Origin of the sequence: Streptomyces sp. NPDC002809 (assembly GCF_040295435.1) — a bacterium.
In the GTDB taxonomy this organism is placed as follows: domain Bacteria; phylum Actinomycetota; class Actinomycetes; order Streptomycetales; family Streptomycetaceae; genus Streptomyces.
Map to the genome: position 1 here is coordinate 52933 of NZ_JBEOVJ010000005.1, position 21445 is coordinate 74377.

The window sequence follows — 21445 nt, forward strand, 5'->3', positions numbered from 1 at the left end:
CGGCAGTTCGTGAGGTTAGGCTAACCTTCGCTCGAACTTGCTCGAACTTGTCATCGGCCGGACTCCGGCTCGTACGAAAGCGGATTCCGTCATGCGCACTGCCCGAGTGTCCCGTCCCACCCGCCGCGGCCTGCTGGCCATGGGCGGCGCCGTCGGCCTGGGCGCCGTGCTGGCGGCCTGTGGTGACAGCGACTCTAAGGACTCCGGTTCCACCGGCTCCAAGGGCGCCGACGCCGGGCCGTGGAGCTTCAAGGACGACCGCGGGCAGACCGCCGAGGCCAAGTCCGTCCCGAAGAACATCGTCGCCTTCACCGGTGTCGCCGCCGCGCTCCACGACTACGGCATCGAGGTCAAGGCCGTCTTCGGCCCGACGAAGACCACGGACGGCAAGGCCGACGTGCAGGCCGGCGACCTGGACATCAGCAAGGTCGAGATCCTGGGCAACGTCTGGGGCGAGTTCAACGTCGAGAAGTACGCGGCGCTCGGCCCGGAGCTGCTGGTCACCGCGATGTGGGAGAAGGACGCCCTCTGGTACGTGCCGGACGCGTCCAAGGACAAGATCCTCAAGCTCGCCCCGAGCGTCGCCCTGTGGGCCGCCCAGACCACGATCCCCAAGGCCATCCAGCGCCACGAGGACCTCGCCGCCTCGCTCGGCGCCGACGTGAAGGCCAAGGCGGTCACCGACGCGAAGGCCCGCTTCGAGAAGGCCGCGGCCCGGCTGCGCGCCGCCGCGAAGTCCAAGCCGAACCTCAAGGTCATGATCGGCTCGGCCAGCCAGGACCTCTTCTACGTCTCGCTCGCCAAGATGTCCGCCGACACCCTGTACTTCCAGGAGCTGGGCGTGAAGTTCGTCGAGCCGAAGGTGGACGAGGCGGGCTTCTTCGAGAGCCTGAGCTGGGAGAACGTCGACAAGTACGGGGCCGACATCATCATGATGGACAACCGCTCCTCGGCCCTGCAGCCCGACGCCCTCACCTCCAAGCCGACCTGGACGCAGCTGCCCGCCGTCAAGGCCGGCCAGGTCGTCCCGCGCACCACCGAGCCGATCTACAGCTACGACAAGTGCGCCCCGATCCTCGAGGACCTCGCGAAGGCCATCGAGGACGCGAAGAAGACCGCCTGACCATGACGACCGCCGCCGCGGCCGGCGAAGATCCCCTCCGGCTCTTCGGCTGACCGTCCTGCGCACCGGGCGGCAGGGACCGTCCGTGCTCCGGGTCACGTTCGGCGGAGCGGGGGCCGACGGGGTCACCTCGGGGGCCGCGATCAGAGCCTTTCGACGTTCCTTCCGCACCCCGGACAGGCGGAACCAGTCGTTCCGGTCGATAACGAGGGCAACCGGTTCACCCCCTGGCGTGCACTTCCGGCCGAGGTACGGGCCGTGCTGCGCTCGTACACGGTCCGCGCGCGGCGCCGCACCGCACCGCAGGGGGTGCGGCGCTGCGCGGTCGACATCGATTCCGCGCTTCACGAGGACCGTGGCCCGGCCTGCCGCCGGTCCGCCGCCGCGGCCTCCCCGGCGATGTCCTCAACGCTCGGACCGGCCGGCGGGGACAACACGGCGGTCCGCCTCCGCCGACAACACGCCGCGCCCGTCCGGCGCCCGTCCGGCGCCCGGGAACAACGCACCGAGCCCGCCCGGCAGACCGAGCCCCTCCGGCGAGACCAGACCCGTCCGGCGACGGAGGGCGTCTTCCGGCGGCCCGCCCCGCGGCCGGGGCATCTCGCCCCCGGCCGCCGGACGGGCCCGCTCACTCCGCCGGCCACGGCACCTGGGGCGAGCGGTAGTAGTCGATCCCGAGCGCGGTGAACCGCGGCCCGAGTGCCGCCAGCCGCAGCTTGTACGTGTCCCAGTCGTGCGTCTCGGCCGGGGACCAGCCGAGCTCCGCCGCGCCGGGCAGCCGCGGGAACGCCATCACGTCGATGTCGTCGCTGTCGGTCAGCGTCTCCGCCCAGATCGGCGCCTCGACCCCGAGCACCGCGTCCGCCGGGGTGTCGGCGAGATACGTCGCCGGGTCCCAGTCGTAACTGCGCTGCACCTCGACGAGACCGGCCCACTTCAGGCCCAGCTCGGTCTGATCGTTGTACTTCATGTCGAGGTACACCCGGTCCGCGGGCGACAGCACCAGCCTGGTGCCGTTCTTCGCCGCGTCCGCCACCTGCTGCCGGTCCGCCGCACTCGTCTTGTCATAGCCCCAGTACTGGGCCACCGCGCCCTCGACCGGCGCGGCCCCGGTGAGCTGGTGCCAGCCCATCACGGTCTTGCCGTACTTCCCGACGACGGCCTGCGCCTTCTCCATGATCTTGGCGTAGTCCTCGTGGCTGGTCGAGTGGGCCTCGTCACCGCCGATGTGGATGTACCTACCCGGCGTCAGTTCGGCCACTTCACGGATGACGTCGTCGATGAACCGGTACGTGACGTCCTTGGCCGCGCACAGCGAACTGAACCCGACCTTGGTCCCGGTGTAGAGCGGTGGCGCGACTCCGTCGCAGTTCAGCTCCGCGTACGAGGCGAGGGCGGAGTTGGTGTGACCTGGCATGTCGATCTCCGGGACCACCTCCAGATAGCGGGAGGCCGCGTAGCGCACGATCTCCTTGTACTGGGCCTTGGTGTAGTAGCCGCCGGGTCCGCCGCCGACCTCCGTGGAACCGCCGTACGTGGCCAGTTGCGGCCAGGAGTCGACGGCGATGCGCCAGCCCTGGTCGTCGGAGAGGTGCAGGTGGAACGTGTTCATCTTGTACAGCGCGATCTGGTCGATGTAGCGCTTGACCTCGGCGACCGAGAAGAAGTGCCGCGAGACGTCGAGCATCGCGCCCCGGTAGGCGTAGCGCGGCGTGTCCGTGATGCTGCCGCCCGCGACCCTCCACGGCCCCTTCTGGCGGCTGTCGCGCTCCACCTGGGCCGGCAGGAGCTGACGCAGCGTCTGGACGCCGTGGAAGAGCCCTGCGGGCTTGCGGGCGGTGATGGTGACGGCGCCCCGGCCTGCCGTCAGGGTGTAGCCCTCGGCGCCCAGCGCACTGTCGTGGGAGCCGAGCCGGAGCCGGATGCCGTCGGAGCCGGCCCGTTCGGTGACCGGCAGGGCGTATCCGGTGGAGGGGCGCAGCACGCCCGCCAGGTACTCGCCGATCTTCCGGGCCTCGCCGGACGAGCCGTCGACACGGATCCTGGTGGCGCCGGTGATGGAGTACGGGGATCCGCCCGGCCGCACCGAGGCGGGGGCGGGCACGACCTGGCCGAGCGGGCGGGGCGCCGACGCGGCCGGGCCACTGCTCGCCGCGGACGCCGTGGGAGCCACGCACGCGGTGGAGATACCGGCCGCCGTGACGAGAAGCAGCGAGCCGAGAAGACGGGGTAGAGCACGGGGAAGAGCACTGCGCTGCGTCGTGTGCAGTCTCACAAGCCGGGTCCCTTTCTACTGGTCCACACCTGGATCTCCTGACCATTCGAACCGTCACCATGCGTACCGCGTGCCTCACGGATGGTCAAGGTGTAGACCACTTCCCCGCATTGCCCGCGCCTGAACGTGGCCGAGCCCCCGGGGGCATCTGGCCGAATCGGCCCCGCCTCCCCCGCACCCCTGCGCACTCGACGCCCCCGGAGGGTGCCGCACATGCCGGAGCGGGCGCACCGAAGTCGTCCAGCGCACCGAAAGGAGCACCGCTTGACCGGATCCTGCCCGATATCGGGCAGGATTGTTGCGTCAGAGCCGCTTCCGCCGCAATATCGACGAGTGCTCGAACGCCGCTCGTCGTACGACGACCTCATTGACCACCTGGTGCGCAGCACCGCGCTCCCGCGGGGCGAGGCAGCCCGGGTGATCCTCGACGTGCTCGCCTACTTCGACGAGACGACCGATGCCTTCGTCCGCCGGCGCCACCGTGAACTGCAGTCGGGCGGCCTGGTCAACACGGAGATCTTCGAACGGATCTCGGCCGAGCTGCCGCACCGGGCGGTCGCGCCGCCGGAGCTCTCGCTCCGCCAGCTGCGCCGCATCGTCTACGGCTGAGACCGGTCCGCCCGCGGCAGGTCACCCATTCACCTGTTTGTACCTGTACGTCCTTACTCGTTCACATCTGTACGTCGATGGAGAGGCAGAGACTCTATGTGCGGAATCGTCGGCTATATCGGAAAGCGTGATGTGGCCCCGCTGCTGCTGGAGGGCCTGCAGCGGCTGGAGTACCGCGGCTACGACTCCGCGGGCATCGTCATCACCGGAAAGCCGGCGGCCGGGAAGCCCGCCGCGCTGAAGGTGGTCAAGGCCAAGGGCCGGGTACGCGAGCTGGAGTCCCGCGTCCCCAAGCGATTCACCGGCACCACCGGCATCGCCCACACCCGCTGGGCCACCCACGGCGCCCCGAGCGACGAGAACGCCCACCCCCACCTGGACGCCGACAGCAAGGTCGCCGTCGTCCACAACGGCATCATCGACAACGCCTCCGAGCTCCGCGCGAAGCTCGTCGCCGACGGCATCGTCTTCCTCTCCGAGACCGACACCGAGGTGCTGGTCCACCTGATCGCCCGCTCGCAGGCGGACACCCTGGAGGAGAAGGTCCGCGAGGCGCTGAAGTCCGTCGAGGGCACGTACGGCATCGCCGTCCTGCACGCCGACTTCAACGACCGCATCGTCGTCGCCCGCAACGGCTCCCCGGTCGTGCTCGGCATCGGCGAGAAGGAGATGTTCGTCGCCTCCGACGTCGCGGCCCTGGTCGCACACACCCGCCAGATCGTCACCCTGGACGACGGCGAGATGGCCACCCTGAAGGCCGACGACTTCCGTACGTACACCACCGAGGGCTCGACCACGACGGCCACGCCCACCACGGTGGAGTGGGAGGCCGAGTCGTACGACATGGGCGGCCACGACACGTACATGCACAAGGAGATCTCCGAGCAGGCCGACGCCGTGGACCGCGTACTGCGGGGCCGCATCGACGACCGCTTCTCCACCGTGCACCTGGGCGGCCTGAACCTGGACGCCCGCGAGGCCCGCGGGGTCCGCCGGATCAAGATCCTGGGCTGCGGCACCTCGTACCACGCAGGCATGATCGGCGCCGGCCTCATCGAGGAGCTGGCCCGCATCCCCGCGGACGCCGAGCCCGCGTCCGAGTTCCGCTACCGCAACCCGGTCGTGGACCCCGACACCCTGTACGTCGCCGTCTCCCAGTCCGGTGAGACGTACGACGTACTGGCCGCCGTCCAGGAGCTCAAGCGCAAGGGCGCCCGTGTCCTCGGCGTCGTGAACGTCGTCGGCTCGGCGATCGCCCGCGAGGCCGACGGCGGCATGTACGTGCACGCGGGTCCCGAGGTCTGCGTCGTCTCCACCAAGTGCTTCACCAACACCGTGGTCGCCTTCGCGCTGCTCGCCCTGCACCTGGGCCGCATCCGCGACCTGTCGGTCTCCGACGGCAAGCGGATCATCGAGGGGCTGCGCAGGCTGCCCGGGCAGATCGGTCGGATCCTCGAGTCGGAGGACGAGATCAAGAAGCTGGCCGAGGAGTACGCGGGCGCGCAGTCGATGATGTTCATCGGCCGCGTCCGGGGCTACCCCGTCGCACTGGAGGCCTCCCTGAAGCTCAAGGAGATCTCGTACATCCACGCCGAGGCCTATCCCGCCTCGGAGCTCAAGCACGGCCCGCTCGCGCTCATCGAGCCGGCGCTCCCGACGGTCGCGATCGTCCCGGACGACGACCTGCTGGAGAAGAACCGCGCGGCCCTGGAGGAGATCAAGGCCCGCAGCGGCCGCATCCTGGCCGTGGCCCACCGCGAGCAGGAGAAGGCCGACCACACGATCCTCGTCCCGAAGAACGAGAACGAGCTGGACCCCATCCTGATGGGTATCCCGCTCCAGCTCTTCGCGTACCACACGGCGCTGGCCATGGGCCGGGACATCGACAAGCCGCGCAACCTGGCGAAGTCCGTCACCGTCGAGTAGTCACGACGCCCAGGACGCCGAGAGCGGCCCCGCACCCACTTCCGTCGTGGGTACGGGGCCGCTCTCCCGTGCGGGCCGGTGCCGCCCCGGACCGGCCCGCGGGCCGCTGCCTCAGCCGGTGGCCGTCACTCCTCGGCCGGCAGCACGCTTCGGCACCGCCGTCGGCCAGTGGGCCAGGGCCGCCGTCGCTCCGTACCAGGCGGCGAGACCGGCCGCCGCGGCGAACCAGCCGCCCGCCTTGCCCAGGAAGCCGCTGTCCGCGAACTGCCCGACGCCCAGCAGCACAAGGGCCACGAACAGCAGTCCGTACGTCCCCTGCCCGAGCAGGCCGCGCCCGGACGCCCCGAGCGTCAGCGTGAGCGCGAACAGGGCCCAGAGCAGCAGGAACAGCCCTGCCGCATGGTCCGACACACGGGCGTCGGCACCGGTGCCCCAGGTGAACCAGAAGGCGCCCAGTCCGGCGAAGGCGGTGCCGGTGAAGCCGTTGCCGCCGCGGAACTCCAGGAGTCCGGCGACGAACAGGGCGATACCGCCGACATACAGCGCGAGCGAGACGGCATCGGCCGCCGTCACCCCGTCCACGGCCCCGGTGTGACCGATCCCGAATGCCAACAGTGTGAGTCCCAGGGCGAGATGGCCGAGGGTGGAGGTGCTGGTGTTTCCCGCAGAGACGTCGTTGTCCACGGCGGGCTCCCTTCACATGCAATCGTGCTGTTTCCAGTGGCGTTTATGTACCCTTCACAAACGCACAATCCACATCTACGGACCGGTAGCTTCGCATTTTCCGCTGTTTCCGTAGTCGAGTTGACGCCATGTCCGCTCAGCCCCGACGGAAAGAGACCGGCCGTTGGCCGAAGTCGATCACCCCCGGGCACGGAACCGACCCGAAGCAGACCGCCCGTTCCGGCGACACGGCAAGGAGCGAGGGCACGGAAGGAACGAAGGCGCGTAAGGAACGTGTCCCACAGAGACCGCGGGCGGCGGCAGTTGATGCGGCGTGGGGTCAGCGGTACGGGGTCACGGAGGCGGCCACCGGTCCAGGGCGCGGAAGCACGAGGGCGACTGCCGGCACGGACGGCCACCGGAGCGGGCGGCCACCGGAGCACTGCCGGAGCGGACCGCCACCGGAGCAGACCGCCACCCGGTCAACGGACAACTACGGGATGACGACGACCGGGCGCTGTGCGCGGCGCGCCAGCCGGCCCGCGACCGAGCCGAAGATCCGGCCGACGATCCCGTGCGTGGAGCCCACGACGATCGCGTCGGCCGAGTACTCCCGGCCGACCTCCTCCAGCTCGTGGCAGATGTCCCCGCCGCGCTCGACGAGCACCCACGGCACCTCGGAGAGGTAGTCCGCGCAGGCGAGCTCCAGGCCGAGGACCTCGGTGCGGTGATCGGGGACGTCCACGAAGACGGGCGGCTCACAGCCCGCCCAGACGGTGGTCGGCAGCCGGTTGGCGACGTGCACGATGATCAGGCCGGAGCCCGTCCGCCGGGCCATGCCGATGGCGTACGCGAGGGCCCGCTCACTGGAGGTCGAGCCGTCGAAGCCGACGACGACACCGTGCCGGAAGGCGGGATCGCAGGAATGACATGCTTCTTCGGCCGCCTGCTGGTCCGACAGAGGGTCGGCTACCTGCTTGCGGTCCGCGGGTTCGGGGATTTCGTGACCGGCCATCGGTGTCTCGGCGAAGAGAGTCCTCGTGAGGAGAGCGACGTGGAGAAGGTGCGTCAGCGGGCGGTGTAGTGGTGTCCGGGAATCATCTTCCCAACCCCTTACCCCCAAGGGTACGGCGCCACTCCTCCGCTGCCAGACCCGCGCAAAGCGCGTGCGACGTTTCACGGAGCATGCCCGAGACCGGGCCCCTATGGCAATGCCGGTTGCGCGGTACACCGACGTCACGGGCCCCGGACGGCCGCAACCGGTGACCGGCCGGAGCCCGGCCCGTCAGCCACGCGACCACGCCCCGCACACCTGTCGCGGCGCCCTCCTCCGCTCCGTACCGACCGGAGCGGCGCCCGAGCCGCCCAAGGAGCACCCCGTGCCCGCACCCGCCCCGCCCACGCCTCCGGAACCCGCCTCGCGACCGGTGACCGATGTGGTCCGCCGGAGGGCATTCGGCTGCCTGCCGGCACCCGTCACCCTCCTCGCCCACGGGGACTCCGCCGGCGGCGCCGCGACCGTCTCGCTCGGCCCGGGCGCCGTCACCGCGGTCTGCCGGCTACTGCTCCGCCGGTCCGCCCGCACGGCCGCCGGCCCAGCCACGCACGCGGACGGCCGTTCCGCCTCCCGTCCGGTGTCCGATTCGGCCTCCGGTCCCGCGTTCCGTCCGACCGAGGGGGCGCACAGGAGTGACCGCACCTCTCGGGTCGTGCGCCGGTAGAACGACTGATTTCCGCACACGCGACCGTACGTTTTCAGCCAACTTCTAGTCTCGGTCGAATCCTTGCCGAAATGGCCGATCAACCCCCTTGCCAGCAGGCAGGAAGAGACCAAGCGGTACGCTTCCACCCCATGGGGACGGGCCATGAACGTCAGGCGCACTTCCCTGCACGACTCACGAGTGAAACGCTTCGTGATCGAATGCTTCCCGCCAGGTTGCCTTGTCGACATAAAGCCGGTTGGTGAACTTGTCACGACGGCACCACGGGACGCAGTAGATTCGATCTTGGGTGTCGAAGGCTGGGGACTCGTGCACGACCGAGGGGACATGTGCAGGTGCGACAGGCCCGTAAGGACCAGGAAGACGCGAACACCGAGGGGGGCTTAGCGTCATGAGCCAGGACTCCGCCACCGCAACGGAGGCTGTACGGAAGCTGAGCGGGCGCCGACGCCGTGAGGTGGTCGCCGTTCTGTTGTTCAGCGGTGGCCCCATCTTCGAGAGCTCCATTCCGCTCTCGGTGTTCGGGATCGACCGCCAGGACGCGGGAGTTCCGCGTTATCGGTTGCTCGTGTGCAGCGGCGAAGAGGGACCGCTGCGCACCACGGGGGGACTCGAACTGACCGCGCCCTACGGGCTGGAGGCGATCAGCAGGGCCGGCACCGTCGTGGTGCCCGCCTGGCGCTCGATCACCTCGCCGCCGCCCGTGGAGGCGCTCGACGCACTGCGCCGCGCCCACGAAGAGGGCGCGCGCATCGTGGGGCTGTGCACGGGGGCGTTCGTGCTCGCCGCGGCCGGGCTGCTGGACGGCCGCCCGGCGACCACGCACTGGATGTACGCACCGACGCTGGCCAAGCGCTACCCGTCGGTGCACGTCGATCCGCGCGAGCTCTTCGTCGACGACGGCGACGTGCTCACCTCCGCCGGAACGGCGGCAGGCATCGACCTCTGTCTGCACATAGTCCGCTCGGACCACGGCACGGAGGCCGCCGGGGCACTGGCCCGCAGGCTCGTCGTGCCGCCGCGGCGCAGTGGCGGCCAGGAGCGCTATCTCGACAGGTCTTTACCGGAGGAAATCGGCTCCGACCCGCTCGCCGAGGTCGTCGCCTGGGCACTGGAGCATCTGCACGAGCAGTTCGACGTGGAGACGCTGGCCGCGCGCGCCTACATGAGCAGGCGGACCTTCGACCGGAGGTTCCGCTCACTCACCGGCAGCGCACCGCTCCAGTGGCTGATCACCCAGCGGGTGCTGCAGGCGCAGCGGCTGCTGGAGACGTCCGACTACTCGGTCGACGAGGTCGCGGGCCGCTGCGGCTTCCGCTCGCCGGTCGCACTGCGCGGACACTTCCGGCGTCAGCTGGGTTCCTCGCCTGCCGCGTACCGGGCCGCGTACCGGGCTCGTCGTCCGCAGAGCGGTGGCCCGGAGCAGGTCGTCACGGCGACCGAACCGGTGGTGCCCGCCCAGGCCTCCGCGAACCGTCGTGCCCCGCTGCCGGCTCCGGGGGGTCCGTCCGCGGCCACCGCGGACGTGGGCCGCGGGGAGCACGGAAAACCGGGCTCCGAGGCGTACGCCGCGGGCCGCCCGGCCCTGCCGGGCCAGCGGAGCGCCCCGTAGGGTGGGGCGTATGAACGACCGCATGGTGTGGATCGACTGCGAGATGACCGGGCTCTCGTTGACGGAAGACGCACTCATCGAGGTGGCCGCGCTGGTCACCGACTCGGAGTTGAACGTGCTCGGCGAAGGGGTGGACATCGTGATCCGCCCGCCGGACGCGGCGCTGGAGACCATGCCCGAGGTGGTGCGGCAGATGCACACCGCCTCGGGCCTCCTCGACGAGCTGGCCGCGGGTACCACCCTGGCCGACGCCGAGGAGAAGGTCCTGGCCTATGTCCGCGAGCATGTGAAGGAGCCCGGCAAGGCCCCTCTCTGCGGGAACACGGTCGGTACCGACCGTGGCTTCCTGTCGCGGGACATGCCGTCGCTGGAGGGCTACCTCCACTACCGGATCGTCGATGTCTCCTCGATCAAGGAGCTGGCCCGCCGCTGGTTCCCGAGGGCGTACTTCAACAGTCCGGAGAAGAACGGCAACCATCGCGCGCTCGCGGACATCCGTGACTCCATCACGGAGCTGCGGTACTACCGCGAGGCCGTCTTCGTCCCGCAGCCGGGTCCGGACTCGGAGCGCGCGAAGTCGATCGCTGCGCGCCTGTCGCAGCCCCCGGCCTAGCTCCTCGGGAAAGTCGCTGGTCACGGCCTTTTCGGAGGCCGGGACCGGCGGCAGATCAATGAGGGCGCGAGCACCCTCTCAGACCCTGTACACTTTTTCTCGGCCGGTCGGAAACGCCCGGACATGGTGGGTATAGCTCAGACGGTAGAGCACCTGGTTGTGGTCCAGGATGTCGCGGGTTCGAGTCCCGTTACTCACCCTGAACGAAGAAGGGCCGATCCGTGAGAACGGGTCGGCCCTTCTTCATGCGCGAGTCACGTACTCCTGCGCCGCGAGCGGTGTCGTGACCAGTCACGCCACCCCGCAGAGGTTCCACTCGCACACCCTGCCGCGTCCTCCCGTCCGCGAGACTTCTAGCATCATGTGGCGTTTCGTCGTCGGACGCCGTCTCCTGTCTGATCGCGTCCGCCGCGCAACGTCACGACGCCCGCCGCGCAGCGGTGGAGTCGGGTATCGAGCAGTCGACGAGAGGAACGTTTCATGCGCGCTCGGAGCATCGGTGCGGCCGCCGCCGCGGCATTGGCCCTGGTGGCTGCCCGCGACCTCGTCCAGAAGAAGCACGCACTGCTCAGAAACTTCCCCGTGGTCGGACACGCCCGGTACCTGCTGGAGACGATCGGGCCGGAGCTGCGGCAGTACGTCGTGACGTCCAACGAGGAAGAGCGCCCGTTCAGCCGTGACCAGCGCACCTGGATCTACGCGTCGGCGAAGGAAGAGAACAACTACTTCGGGTTCGGAACCGACGTGGACGTCGAGCACGTGCAGGGACACGCGTACGTGAAGCAGCGGACGTTCGCCGGTGCGCTGCCCGATCTGCACGACCCGCAGAGCCCGCTGCCCTCGGCCAAGGTGCTGGGCGGCCCGCGCGGGCGCGCCAGGGCATTCCGGCCTGCGAGCGTCGTGAACATCTCGGCGATGAGCTTCGGATCGCTGTCCGGCCCGGCCATCACGGCGCTCAACAAGGGCGCGGCACTGGCCGGCACGATGCAGAACACGGGAGAGGGCGGCCTCTCTCCGTACCACCGCAACGGCGGGGACCTCGTCCTCCAGATCGGGACCTCGTACTTCGGCTGCCGCAACGAGGACGGCACCTTCAACCTCGACAAGTTCAAGGACGTGGTCGCGGGCGCCCCGGTCAAGGCGATAGAGATCAAGCTCTCGCAGGGCGCGAAGCCGGGGCTCGGCGGGCTGCTGCCGGGCGCGAAGGTGACTCCCGAGATCGCCGCGATCCGCGGCATCCCGGTCGGCGAGGACTGCGCCTCACCTTCTCGGCACACCGCGTTCCACGACGTCGACTCGATGCTCGACTTCGTCGAGCTGCTCGCCACGGCTACCGGTCTGCCGGTCGGGATCAAGAGCGCTGTCGGGGAGATGAGCTTCTGGGAGGAGCTGGCCACTCTGATGGCGCGGGGTGATCGCGGGGTCGACTTCGTGACCATCGACGGAGGCGAGGGCGGCACCGGGGCGGCACCCCTCATCTTCTCCGACTCGGTGTCGCTGCCGTTCCGGATGGGCTTCTCCCGCGTCTACGGTGCGTTCGCGGAGCGGGGGCTGACGGACGACATCACCTTCATCGGTTCCGGCAAGCTCGGTCTGCCCGAGAACGCAGTCGTCGCGTTCGCCCTGGGTGTCGACATGATCAACGTCGCCCGCGAGGCGATGCTGTCCATCGGCTGCATCCAGGCGCAGAAATGCCACACCGACAAGTGCCCCACCGGCATCGCCACTCAGGACCCGTGGCTGGTGCGCGGCGTCGACGCGCCCTCGAAGGCCACTCGGGCCGCCGTCTACCTGCGCACCCTGCGCAAGGAGCTGCTGAAGATCTCGGGCGCTGTCGGCGTCGCCCACCCGGCGCTCATCACCACCAACGACATCGAGATCATGAACGGCGACTACGACGCCCGCACCCTGGCGAGCGTCTACGGCTACAAGGACGGCTGGGGCGAACTCGGCCCGGAGCTCGCCCAGGAGATCACCGCGCTCCTCACCGCCGAACCCGCCCCTGTCCATGAGGCCGGTACCGACGTGTGACGCGTTGCCGGTGCCCGGTGCCTGACCCGGGGCTCACGCCCGTCCGACGGCCCCGGTGAGCGCCGAGCGGAGCTTGTGGGCCAGTCCCCGGGCCATCAGACGGAGCTGGTCGACCGGGCGGGGCTCGTTGCAGACGACGAAGTCGTCGAACCGGTGGATGCCGCGCCGGCCGGCGACGCCCTCGGCGGCATCCCGGACGGCGACGAGATCAGCCGCAGCGAGCCGGAGCCCGCGCTCGTCGGGCTGGCAGGTGGCGCCGAGGGGGGAATCGCGGCCCCACTCGCTCGTCATCTCGATGTGGCGGCCGAGCACGTGGGCCACCGGGGGATCCTGCGCCACAGGACACCCAGACGAACTGACCGGCACCTGGCACAGGCAGAGGTTCCACCGGGAGCTCGGCGCCAACCACTGTCCCCCCGGCGCGGCCTTGAGCCGTGCGAAACCGGGAGCAGCAAGAGTTTTCTGCAATTACATGAAACTTATTGAAACAATATCTGCCCCGGGGGATGCTGTGGAGGTCGCGCCACCGGGGACGAGTGGCGTTGCACTGGGGGTGGGTGTGTACGCACGCGAGAGCCGGCCGAGCCCGTTCCGGGTCCTCGGCAAGGTCCGGATCGATGATCAGGAGGTCCCCGGAGCGAAGCCGCGCGCTCTGTTGGTGGCTCTGTTGCTGGAGGCCAACCGGACCGTTTCGCTGGACCGGATCGCCGATGCCCTGTGGGACGGTGAGCCCCCGCGGTCGGCGGTGGCCAACGTCCGTACGCACATCAGCGCACTGCGCCGGCACACGGCCGACGCGGCCACGCTCCTGTCCCGTCCCGGTGGATACGAACTCGTCGTGCCCGAGGACGACTGCGACCACCACCGGTTCCTGCGGCTGGCGGCGGAGGGGCGATGTGCCCTGCAGAGCGGCGATCCGGAAGGTGCGGCCCCGCTGCTGGGGCAGGCGCTGGCGCTGTGGACCACGGACGCGGCTGCCGACGGGGTGCCGCGCAACGGCTGGCAGGCCGGGCCGCTGGATCATCTCGACGAGGAACGCAGACGCGTGGTCGAGGACCTCGCCGAGTCCTGCGTGGAGGCGGGCGAGCCCCGTTCTGCGCTGCGCGAGCTGCATGCCCTGCTGGCCGCCGATCCACTGCGCGGCAGGGGCTGGGCGCTGCGGATGCGGGCCCACCACAGCCTGGGGGAACCCGGCGGAGTCAGTGACAGCTACCGGGCCGCCGTCCGGGCGTTCCAGGATCAGCTCGGCGCCAGGCCGGGTGCCGAGCTGGACCGGCTCCACCACACGCTCAAGGCGTCCTGAGCCTCCGGCCCCTCCGCGTAACCCTGGGTGAGAGCGATCTGGGCGCATATGGGTGTCCCGGGGCGCCCCATTCACCTCTGCTTCGCTCTCAACTCAGGGTTGCCGCCGCGGGTGGCGCGTCCGGTACGTGGGCGAGCAACCGGTCGACCGGGACGAGGCCGAAGTCGCGGGAGTCGACGCTCGCCGTCGTGTTGTCCCCGAGGACCACGGCGAAGCCGTCCGGTACGGGGCCGCTCAGCCCGAGGGCGGAGGCCACCGGGGTGGGCACCGGGTCCCCGGGGAGTGCCGCCAGTCTCTTCAGCAGCCGGGCTCCCTCCCCCGCCGCAGGCCACCGCCAGTTGCCGGGGCGCTCGGGCTTGACCAGGACGACCACGTCGCCGGTGCGCAGCCCTCCGGGGCTCTTCACCCGGCGGGCGATCACCACCTGTCCGGGCATCAGCGCGGGCGCCATGCTCTCGCCGGCGACCGTGACCCGCAGCCGGCTGCGGCGGACCTGGACGCATACGGCCGCGAAACCGGTGACCGCGACTGCCGCCGTCGCCGTGAGTGCCGTTGCCACGAAGGCCCAGGGCGTCATACCCGCTCCGTCTCCTGCGCGGGAGGAGCCGGGGGCCGCTCCCTCTCCCGGTAGCCCGCGGCCTGGCGCCCGAAGAGATCGGCATAGCGGCCCGGCTTCGCCATCAGTTCGTCGTGACTGCCCTGCTCGACCACGCAGCCGGCCCTCAGCACCACGATCCTGTCGGCCTCCCGGGCGGTGCCCAGGCGGTGTGACACGAGGATGCTCGTGCGGCCCCGGCGGTGGCGCCGCAGGGCCTGGCGCACCTCGTCCTCGGCTTGGGGGTCCAGCCCCGAGGCCGGTTCGTCGAGGATCAGCACATCGGGGTCCTCGCGCAGCAGGGAGCGGGCGAGCGCCACCCGTTGCCACTGGCCTCCGGAGAGCTCCACCCCGTCGTCCGCATCGCCGTCCTCGCCCTCGTCGGTGGACGGTTCCGTGAACGCGCGGCTGAGCAGGGTGTCGTAGCCGCGCGGCAGTCCTTCCAGGAGGCCGTCGACGCCGGCTCTGCCTGCCGCCGCCCGGATGCGGTCGGGGTGGCGTGCCGCGTCGTCTCCGTCGCCGAGCCCGATGTTCTCGGCCGCCGACACGTCGTAGCGCATGAAGTCCTGGAAGACCGCGCTCATTCTGCGACGCAGTTCGGCCGGAGGGAACGTACGGATGTCCTGGCCGTCCCACAGCACCGTGCCGCGGGTGGGGTCGTAGAACCGGCAGAGCAGTTTGACCAGGGTCGACTTCCCGGCCCCGTTGTCGCCGACCAGGGCGAGCGTCGAACCGGCGGGGATGGTGAGACTCACGCCCCGAAGGGCCCAGTCGTGCTGGTCCGAGTACCGGAACCACACGTCCCGCAGCTCGATGCCCGCGCTCAGCCGGGCGGGCCGGACGGACGACCGGGGCACGGGCAGGTCCGGCGGTGCCTGGACGACCGTCGTGAAGTGCGCGAACAGCAGGAGGCTGCGCCGGACCACCGCCAACTGGGCGGCGCCGGTGCCGAAACTGCCCTGTACGGATGCCATCGCGGCAACGGTCAGCGACACCTCGCCCACCGACATCGCCCCGCGCGCCGCCTGGCGTACGGCCCACAGCAGGCCCAGCGCGGCGATGGCACCGGAGAGTGCCGCCGGGAGCCCCTGGAGCAGGGCGTTGCGCGTCTCGGTGGTCCGGTGCGCCTTGTTGATGGCCTGGCGGTCGCGCCGCATCCGCGCCCGCAGATGGTCACCGGTGCCGAACAGCCTGATCTCCTTGGCCGCCTGCACGCTGCCCAGCAGGTTCGAGTAGAACCACTCACGGCGCTCCAGCGGAGTCACCCGGAGCTCGGTGTCCGCCCAGATGCGTGCCATCCGCAGCTCCACGACCAGCGCGGGCACGGCCGCGAGCGACACGGCCGCCACCAGCCACCAGCTGACCAGGGCGAGCGAGCCGAGGAAGCCGAGCACCGTCACCACCGCCTGCAGCAGTCCCATGACGCCCATGACCACCTGTGGGGGTGCCTGCTGCCCGCACTGCTGCGCCAGGCGCAGCCGGTCCAGCATCGCCGGGTCCTCGAAGCGGCCCAGCCCGCTCCATCCGTTGACCGCCGCGTAGAGCCGGTCCTGTGCGGCCAGCGCGACCCGGCGGGACAGTTCGCCGCGCAGCAGCGTCTCCACGTGCGGGAGCACCGCGAGCGCCAGACCGGCGACGGCCATCGCGAGGGCCGGTCCTGTGACCTGTGCGGGCGTACCGCCCTCATGGGCGATCATGTCGATGAGTGAGCTCATCAACCAGGCGACGAGTACGGGAAGTTGAGCAAGTGTCAGACTGATGAGCACGACTCCGGCCAGCTGCGGCCAGGCGAAGCGCGACGCCAGGCCCAGCACGGTGCCGAAGGGGCGTCGGGGCTGCCTCACGGGGCCACCGGCACGAAGGATCCCGGCCGCTCGTGCTCGACCGGCGTCACCGCCCCGTCGGCGGCGAGCCTGCACACCACGGGATAGCCGGCCACTCCGAAGGCCTCGGCCACCGTGTCCGCGTGCTCCCCGGACACCACCGTCGCCACCTCCGCCAGAGCGTCCACGTACTCCTGCTCCTCCGGCCCCGGCGCGACGACCGCCAGTACGGCGGAGACCGGCAGCCCGAGGCCGGGCACGGCGGCGACGAACCGGGGCAGCAGCTCGGCGCACGGCGGGCAGCCCGTACTGAAGAAGGCGACAAGTGCTCCGTCGGGCAGATCGCCGGGCCCGATCGTCCGGCCCTGTGTGGTGACAGCCTCGAAGTCACGGACGGCGGGAGCGACTCCGGCCTCGTGATCCGGGCCCGGGCCACCCCCCGGGCCGGGCCCGGAACCCGCACGGAGTCTGCGGATCAGGCCGTAGGTCAGGGTCAGGTTCAACAGGGCGATCGCTCCGACGAGGGCGACCGCCGCGCCCATGAGGGACACGTCAGCTCCTTGAGGTGTGTGTGACGTCGTGGGCGGACACCGGCCCGAGCGTGTCGGCGATGTCGTCGAGGGTCACGGCGACCAGGGCACCGAGCGCCCCGAACCCGGCCGCGATCAGCCCTCCGCCCACCGTGGCCGGCCCGCCGACGCCCTGCCCGAGCAACGCCGCCCCGGCCGCGCCGAGCAGGACCGTCGTACGTACGCGATGGCGGGCACCGAGCGTCGCGGGTTTCCGGCCGAAGCAGGTGCACCGTGCGGCGGTGCCCCGTATCCGCAGCAGGATCATGGCGGTCAGGAACGCGGTGAGAAGAAGCGCCGCCAGCGCCGATCCGGCGCGGCGGGTGACCGGCACGGCCAGCAGGACCGGCACGGCCGCCTCGGCGGCGCAGACCGCCCGTGCGACGGCGGGCCGGAGCCCGGCGGGCACCAGGGGCCAGGCGTCGAGCTCCGCGACGAAGCCCGCGTACGCGGCACGGGAGCGGAGCTTGCCGGCTGCCGCCGCCAGAAAAGTGAGGGCGCTCAGCACCTGACAGGCGACAACCAGATACGGCACGGCTCCCCCTGGACGGCCGGTCCGGGACGCGGCCGCATCGCCCGTCCGGCGGTTCCGGACGGGGTGCGCAGCCTAGAAGGCGGACATACACGCGACATACCCACGAGCCTGGATGTCCGGTGTACGCAGGGGAGTTAGCGTGCCGCACCATCCGATCGCAGCGAGCGGTCGGCGGGAGAGGGAGAGCGCGATGCGCACATTCCGGAAGATGGCCGACAAGCTGGCGGACCGGCTGGCGCCCGAGGTCACGGGCGAGGCCGTGTGGTGGTACAAGTACCGCTGCTACAACGGCAAGATCCAGCGCAACCAGTGCTGGGACAGCTCGTTCTGCAACGGCTGGGAGTACACCGGCGAAGCCTGCAACTGATCAACGAACGAGCCGCCGGTGTGCGGACACGGACACCCGTGTCCGCACACCGGCATTCCGCGAGGGGGACCGGGTGCTGCGCACCGCCTTCAGTCACGTACGGCACAGGACCGGGCGGAGCCTGGCGCTCGTCGCGGGGGTGATGGCCGCGACGACGGGCTTCACGCTGCTGACGTCCACCGCCGAGACCTCGCAGCTGCGCACCACCGGGACCGTGAACGACAACTTCCGCGGCGCGTACGACATCCTGGTCCGGCCCGCGGGGTCGCGCAGCGCCCAGGAGAGCGGTCAGGGGCTGGTGCGGCCCAACTTCCTGTCCGGGCAGTTCGGCGGGATCACCCGGGGCCAGCAGGACCGGATCGCGCGGATGACGGGGGTGGAGGTCGCCGCACCGGTCGCCATGGTCGGCTACGTCCTCGCCAACAGCAAGGCCGCCGTCGACGTCACGGACCAGGTGGACCGTACCCGTACCCAGCAGCTGATCACCGTGAAGCCGACATGGCACACCGACCGCGGACTCAGCACGCTCGACGACGACCTGCCCAACTTCGTCTACGTGACGAGGAACAAGGTCGTGTGGCCCGAATCCCACGTCGACCTGGCGAGGGAGCGGTCGGACCCCTCCTGGCAGTCCCCGCCCCCCTCCTACCCCAACGGTTTCGACACCAGGAAGGCACTGGCCGTCTGCGACAACCCGGGACAGTCCCTGCCGCCCCTGGAGGTGATGCCGGACGGGCGCTCCGTGCCGGTCTGCGCCACCGATGCCTCCATAGCCGGGTCCGCGAGCAGCCGCGGCCACCTGGAGGCCGTCCACCTGGCCGACGACGGGTCCTTCCGGACGGAGTGGGAGACCTCGTCCCGGCTCACCGTGAACATCTCCTGGCCGGTCTCCATGCTGCTCGCGGCGATCGACCCGGACCAGGAGGCGAAGCTGGTCGGGCTGGACAAGGCGCTCGTGTCCGGCCGCTACCTGCGGCAGACGGAGACCGCGGTCGCCCCGGCCGCGGACGGGCGGAGCCGGTCGGTGCCCGTGCTGATCTCCTCCGACCCCCAGGTCGACGAGCAGCTGTCGGTCGCCGTCTCCCGCTCGCCCGCAGGCCCCGTGGGCATCGCCGGCCTGGCCCGCCGGGCCCTCGACACGGCGATCGACGAGAAGCGCGGCAGCCGCGTCACCGACCGCTCCTACTCCGTCGACAAGGTCTACGGGACGAACCGCAAGGGCGCCGACCTGTACCGGATCATCCAGTCCGGAGCGCCCTCCTACCGGACCGCCGCGGACGGCAGCCTGACTCCTCGGACGGTCCCGGCCGACATCGACGAGCTGTGGGCCAACAGCAACCACACCGGGTGGCCGACCCCCTGGCTGGCGCGGGACGCCAAGCAGCGGCCGCTCACCCGCGTCCCCGAGTACCAGGCGCCCGACTTCCGGTCGGGCGACTGGTCGGGGGACGGGCTGGCGGTGGGGACGTACGACCCGGAGCGGCTGACCGAGTTCTCCGCCCTGTCCGAGGTCCCGATGGAGACGTACCAGCCCGTCGAGGCGACCGGGGCCGACGCCGCCGCGCGCAAGCTGCTGGGCGACCGGGCGCTGATGCCGAACTCCAACCCCGGCGGCTACCTCGCCACCCCGCCCCAGCTCCTCACCACGCTCGCCGCGCTCCCCCGCGTCCTCGATCCCGCCTCGGAGCAGGCCGCGGCACCCATCTCCGCGATCCGGGTCCGGGTCGACGGCGTCACCGGGACCGACGCGCGGTCCCGCGAGCGCGTACGTCTCGTCGCCGAGCGCATCGGCAAGGAGACCGGGCTCGGTGTCGACCTCACCATGGGGTCCTCCCCCGCTCCCCGTACCGTCCACCTGCCGGCGGGCGACTACGGACGTCCGGCACTCACCCTGTCCGAGGGCTGGTCGCGCAAGGGCGTCGCCGCCCGCATCGTCGAGGCGGCCGACCGCAAGAGCCTGCTGCTGTTCGGGCTCGTCCTCGGGGTCTGCGCCCTGTTCCTCGTCAACTCCGCGTCCGCCGCCGTCCGTGACCGTCGGCGCGAACTCGCGGTGCTGGCCTGCCTGGGCTGGTCCCGCGCCCGGGTCACCTCGCTCGTCATCGGCGAGACCGCCCTGCTCGGCACCGTCGCGGGGGTCCTCGGCGCGCTCCTGTCCCTGCTGCTCGCCGGGCCCGCCGGCCTCGGCGTCTCGCCCCTGCGGGCGGCCGCGGCCGTCCCCATCGCGCTCGTCCTGTCCGTCCTCGCCGCTGCCGTGCCCGCGCTGCGCGCTTCGGCGGGGCACCCGGCCACGAGCCTGCGCCCGGCGATCCGCGCGGCCCGGCGTCCGCGCCGGCACCGCACCGTCACCGGTCTGGCCTGCGCCAACCTGGCCCGGGTGCCGGGCCGGACGCTCCTGGGCGCGGCCGCTCTCGCCGTCGGTGTCGCGGCGGTCACCGCGGTCGCCGCCATCCTCTGGTCGTTCGAGGACGATGTCGTCGGAACCGTGATGGGCGACGCCATCGCGCTCAAGGCCCGCGGCGTCGACATCGCGGCCGCCGCCGGTACCGCCCTGCTCGGCGCCTTCGCCGCCGCCGACGTCATCTACCTGGGCATCCGCGAACGGGCCGCCGAGTTCGCCGTACTGCAGGCCACCGGCTGGTCGGACGGCGAACTCACCCGGCTCGTCCTGACGGAGGGCGCCGTCCTCGGGGCGCTCGGCGCCACCGCCGGGGCCGCCACCGGCATCGGCCTCATCGCCTGGCTCACCGGGACCGTCGGCGCAGCCCTCGTCGCCACCGCGCTGCTCGCCGCGGCGGCCGGGGTCGTCCTCGCCACCGCGGCCTCGCTCGTCCCCTCGGTGATGCTCACCCGGAGCCCCACCAGCGTGCTCCTCCAGGAGGAATAGGAAGCCATGTCAGACAAGGGAACGGCACCTGCCGGCGAACGGGCGGAGACCGGCGGGGCGGCCGTCGAGGTCGTCGGGCTCAGCAAGGTCTTCGGCAAGGGCGCAGCCGCGATCACCGCGGCCGACGGCATCGATCTCACCGTCCCCGCGGGGCAGATCGTCGCCCTCACCGGCCGTTCGGGGTCCGGCAAGTCGACGCTGCTGCACCTGCTGGGCGCGATCGAACGCGCCGACTCGGGCTCGGTACGCGTCGGGGACACCGAGGTGACGGCCCTGCGCCCCCGCGGGCTCGCCGCCTACCGCCGTACGGTCGGATTCGTCTTCCAGCGCTTCCATCTGCTGCCGGCCCTGACCGTCATCGACAACGTCCTGGCCCCCGTACTGCCCCGCCGGGCCGGCTTCGACGCCCCCGCGCGAGCCCGTGAACTGCTGGAGGCCGTGGGGCTGGCCGACCGCGAGAAGGCCCACCCCGCGCAGCTCTCCGGTGGACAGCAGCAACGCGTCGCGCTGGCCCGTGCCCTGATCGCCACGCCCCGGCTCCTGCTCGCCGACGAGCCCACCGGGGCCCTGGACTCGGCCACCGGGTCCGCGGTCATGGATCTGATCGTGCGGCTCGGGCGCGACCACGGCACCACGGTCCTGATCGCCACGCACGAGGAGCAGGTCGCCGAGACCTGCGACCGGGTGATCGGCCTGCGGGACGGGCGGACGGTCACCGACTCGGCCGGGGGCTGACCGGGAGCGGTGACCGATCAGAGGCCGGGAGGCCGGGGGCCGGGGGCCAACCGGCGGGGGC

General features: G+C 71.3%; 20 protein-coding genes and 1 tRNA gene. 13 read left to right on the plus strand and 8 right to left on the minus strand.

Features of this window, described 5'->3' with window-relative positions; genetic code table 11:
* Window positions 1–139 precede the first annotated feature (139 nt).
* A complete protein-coding gene (locus tag ABT025_RS04915; RefSeq protein WP_350990196.1) occupies window positions 140–1123 on the plus strand; it encodes an ABC transporter substrate-binding protein in 984 nt (327 codons plus the stop codon).
* A 30-nt stretch (window positions 1124–1153) separates the two neighbouring features.
* The gene (locus ABT025_RS04920) at window positions 1154–1810 is read left to right on the plus strand and encodes a siderophore-interacting protein (protein WP_350990198.1); all 657 of its coding nucleotides are present in this window, start codon (window positions 1154–1156) and stop codon (window positions 1808–1810) included.
* Here ABT025_RS04920 and ABT025_RS04925 read toward each other — a convergent pair.
* On the minus strand, window positions 1752–3398 hold the full coding sequence (locus tag ABT025_RS04925) for a beta-N-acetylhexosaminidase (protein WP_350989928.1): 1647 nt from the start codon (window positions 3396–3398) through the stop codon (window positions 1752–1754). The genes ABT025_RS04920 and ABT025_RS04925 overlap by 59 nt on opposite strands.
* A gap of 333 nt (window positions 3399–3731) precedes the next feature.
* On the opposite strand from ABT025_RS04925, the gene ABT025_RS04930 reads away from it, so the two are divergent.
* A complete protein-coding gene (locus ABT025_RS04930) occupies window positions 3732–4007 on the plus strand; it encodes a hypothetical protein (protein WP_136325395.1) in 276 nt (91 codons plus the stop codon).
* A 96-nt stretch (window positions 4008–4103) separates the two neighbouring features.
* Entirely contained in the window at window positions 4104–5933 is a 1830-nt protein-coding gene (gene glmS, locus ABT025_RS04935) for a glutamine--fructose-6-phosphate transaminase (isomerizing) (protein ID WP_350989931.1), read from the plus strand.
* 111 nt (window positions 5934–6044) lie between these two features.
* On the opposite strand, the gene ABT025_RS04940 is transcribed toward glmS, so the two are convergent.
* A complete protein-coding gene (locus ABT025_RS04940; RefSeq protein ID WP_350989933.1) occupies window positions 6045–6617 on the minus strand; it encodes an acetate uptake transporter in 573 nt (190 codons plus the stop codon).
* A gap of 472 nt (window positions 6618–7089) precedes the next feature.
* The gene (locus ABT025_RS04945; RefSeq protein ID WP_350989935.1) at window positions 7090–7611 is read right to left on the minus strand and encodes a universal stress protein; all 522 of its coding nucleotides are present in this window, start codon (window positions 7609–7611) and stop codon (window positions 7090–7092) included.
* A 364-nt stretch (window positions 7612–7975) separates the two neighbouring features.
* Between ABT025_RS04945 and ABT025_RS04950 the strand changes: the two genes are divergently transcribed.
* The 5 genes from ABT025_RS04950 (at window position 7976) to ABT025_RS04970 (ending at window position 12573) form a co-directional block, all read left to right on the plus strand.
* Window positions 7976–8317: a hypothetical protein gene (locus tag ABT025_RS04950; protein WP_350989937.1), complete on the plus strand. Its 342-nt coding sequence runs from the start codon at window positions 7976–7978 to the stop codon at window positions 8315–8317.
* A gap of 391 nt (window positions 8318–8708) precedes the next feature.
* Window positions 8709–9929 carry a helix-turn-helix domain-containing protein gene (locus ABT025_RS04955; RefSeq protein WP_350989939.1) on the plus strand — a complete coding sequence of 407 codons (1221 nt, stop codon included), beginning with the start codon at window positions 8709–8711 and terminating at the stop codon, window positions 9927–9929.
* Between the two features lie 10 nt (window positions 9930–9939).
* Entirely contained in the window at window positions 9940–10542 is a 603-nt protein-coding gene (gene orn / locus ABT025_RS04960) for an oligoribonuclease (RefSeq protein ID WP_350989941.1), read from the plus strand.
* A 126-nt stretch (window positions 10543–10668) separates the two neighbouring features.
* Window positions 10669–10741 (plus strand) — tRNA-His (locus tag ABT025_RS04965).
* Window positions 10742–11022: 281 nt separating this feature from the next.
* The gene (locus ABT025_RS04970; RefSeq protein ID WP_350989943.1) at window positions 11023–12573 is read left to right on the plus strand and encodes an FMN-binding glutamate synthase family protein; all 1551 of its coding nucleotides are present in this window, start codon (window positions 11023–11025) and stop codon (window positions 12571–12573) included.
* 33 nt (window positions 12574–12606) lie between these two features.
* Here ABT025_RS04970 and ABT025_RS04975 read toward each other — a convergent pair whose 3' ends face one another.
* Window positions 12607–12894, minus strand: a complete 288-nt coding sequence (locus ABT025_RS04975; RefSeq protein WP_350989945.1) for a hypothetical protein — start codon at window positions 12892–12894, stop codon at window positions 12607–12609.
* Between the two features lie 238 nt (window positions 12895–13132).
* Here ABT025_RS04975 and ABT025_RS04980 point away from each other — a divergent pair, with 238 nt between their 5' ends.
* Window positions 13133–13876, plus strand: coding sequence for an AfsR/SARP family transcriptional regulator (locus ABT025_RS04980; RefSeq protein ID WP_350989947.1), 744 nt, complete (start codon window positions 13133–13135; stop codon window positions 13874–13876).
* A gap of 88 nt (window positions 13877–13964) precedes the next feature.
* On the opposite strand, the gene ABT025_RS04985 is transcribed toward ABT025_RS04980, so the two are convergent.
* Genes ABT025_RS04985 through ABT025_RS05000 form a run of 4 tightly spaced genes read right to left on the minus strand, consistent with a single transcriptional unit; the run spans window position 13965 to window position 17398 of the window.
* A complete protein-coding gene (locus ABT025_RS04985) occupies window positions 13965–14453 on the minus strand; it encodes a S26 family signal peptidase (RefSeq protein ID WP_350989949.1) in 489 nt (162 codons plus the stop codon).
* Window positions 14450–16315, minus strand: coding sequence for an ABC transporter ATP-binding protein (locus ABT025_RS04990; RefSeq protein WP_350989951.1), 1866 nt, complete (start codon window positions 16313–16315; stop codon window positions 14450–14452). The genes ABT025_RS04985 and ABT025_RS04990 overlap by 4 nt, the downstream gene beginning before the upstream one ends.
* Window positions 16312–16845: a peroxiredoxin family protein gene (locus tag ABT025_RS04995; RefSeq protein WP_350989953.1), complete on the minus strand. Its 534-nt coding sequence runs from the start codon at window positions 16843–16845 to the stop codon at window positions 16312–16314. Before ABT025_RS04995 ends, ABT025_RS04990 begins: the two co-directional genes overlap by 4 nt.
* A gap of 1 nt (window position 16846) precedes the next feature.
* Window positions 16847–17398: a MauE/DoxX family redox-associated membrane protein gene (locus ABT025_RS05000; protein ID WP_350989955.1), complete on the minus strand. Its 552-nt coding sequence runs from the start codon at window positions 17396–17398 to the stop codon at window positions 16847–16849.
* Window positions 17399–17588: 190 nt separating this feature from the next.
* On the opposite strand from ABT025_RS05000, the gene ABT025_RS05005 reads away from it, so the two are divergent.
* From ABT025_RS05005 to ABT025_RS05015, 3 genes are all read left to right on the plus strand, one after another.
* Window positions 17589–17765, plus strand: coding sequence for a hypothetical protein (locus ABT025_RS05005; RefSeq protein WP_350989957.1), 177 nt, complete (start codon window positions 17589–17591; stop codon window positions 17763–17765).
* A gap of 73 nt (window positions 17766–17838) precedes the next feature.
* On the plus strand, window positions 17839–20649 hold the full coding sequence (locus ABT025_RS05010) for an FtsX-like permease family protein (protein ID WP_350989959.1): 2811 nt from the start codon (window positions 17839–17841) through the stop codon (window positions 20647–20649).
* A gap of 6 nt (window positions 20650–20655) precedes the next feature.
* Window positions 20656–21384, plus strand: coding sequence for an ABC transporter ATP-binding protein (locus ABT025_RS05015; RefSeq protein WP_350989961.1), 729 nt, complete (start codon window positions 20656–20658; stop codon window positions 21382–21384).
* The last annotated feature ends 61 nt before the right edge of the window (window positions 21385–21445 follow it).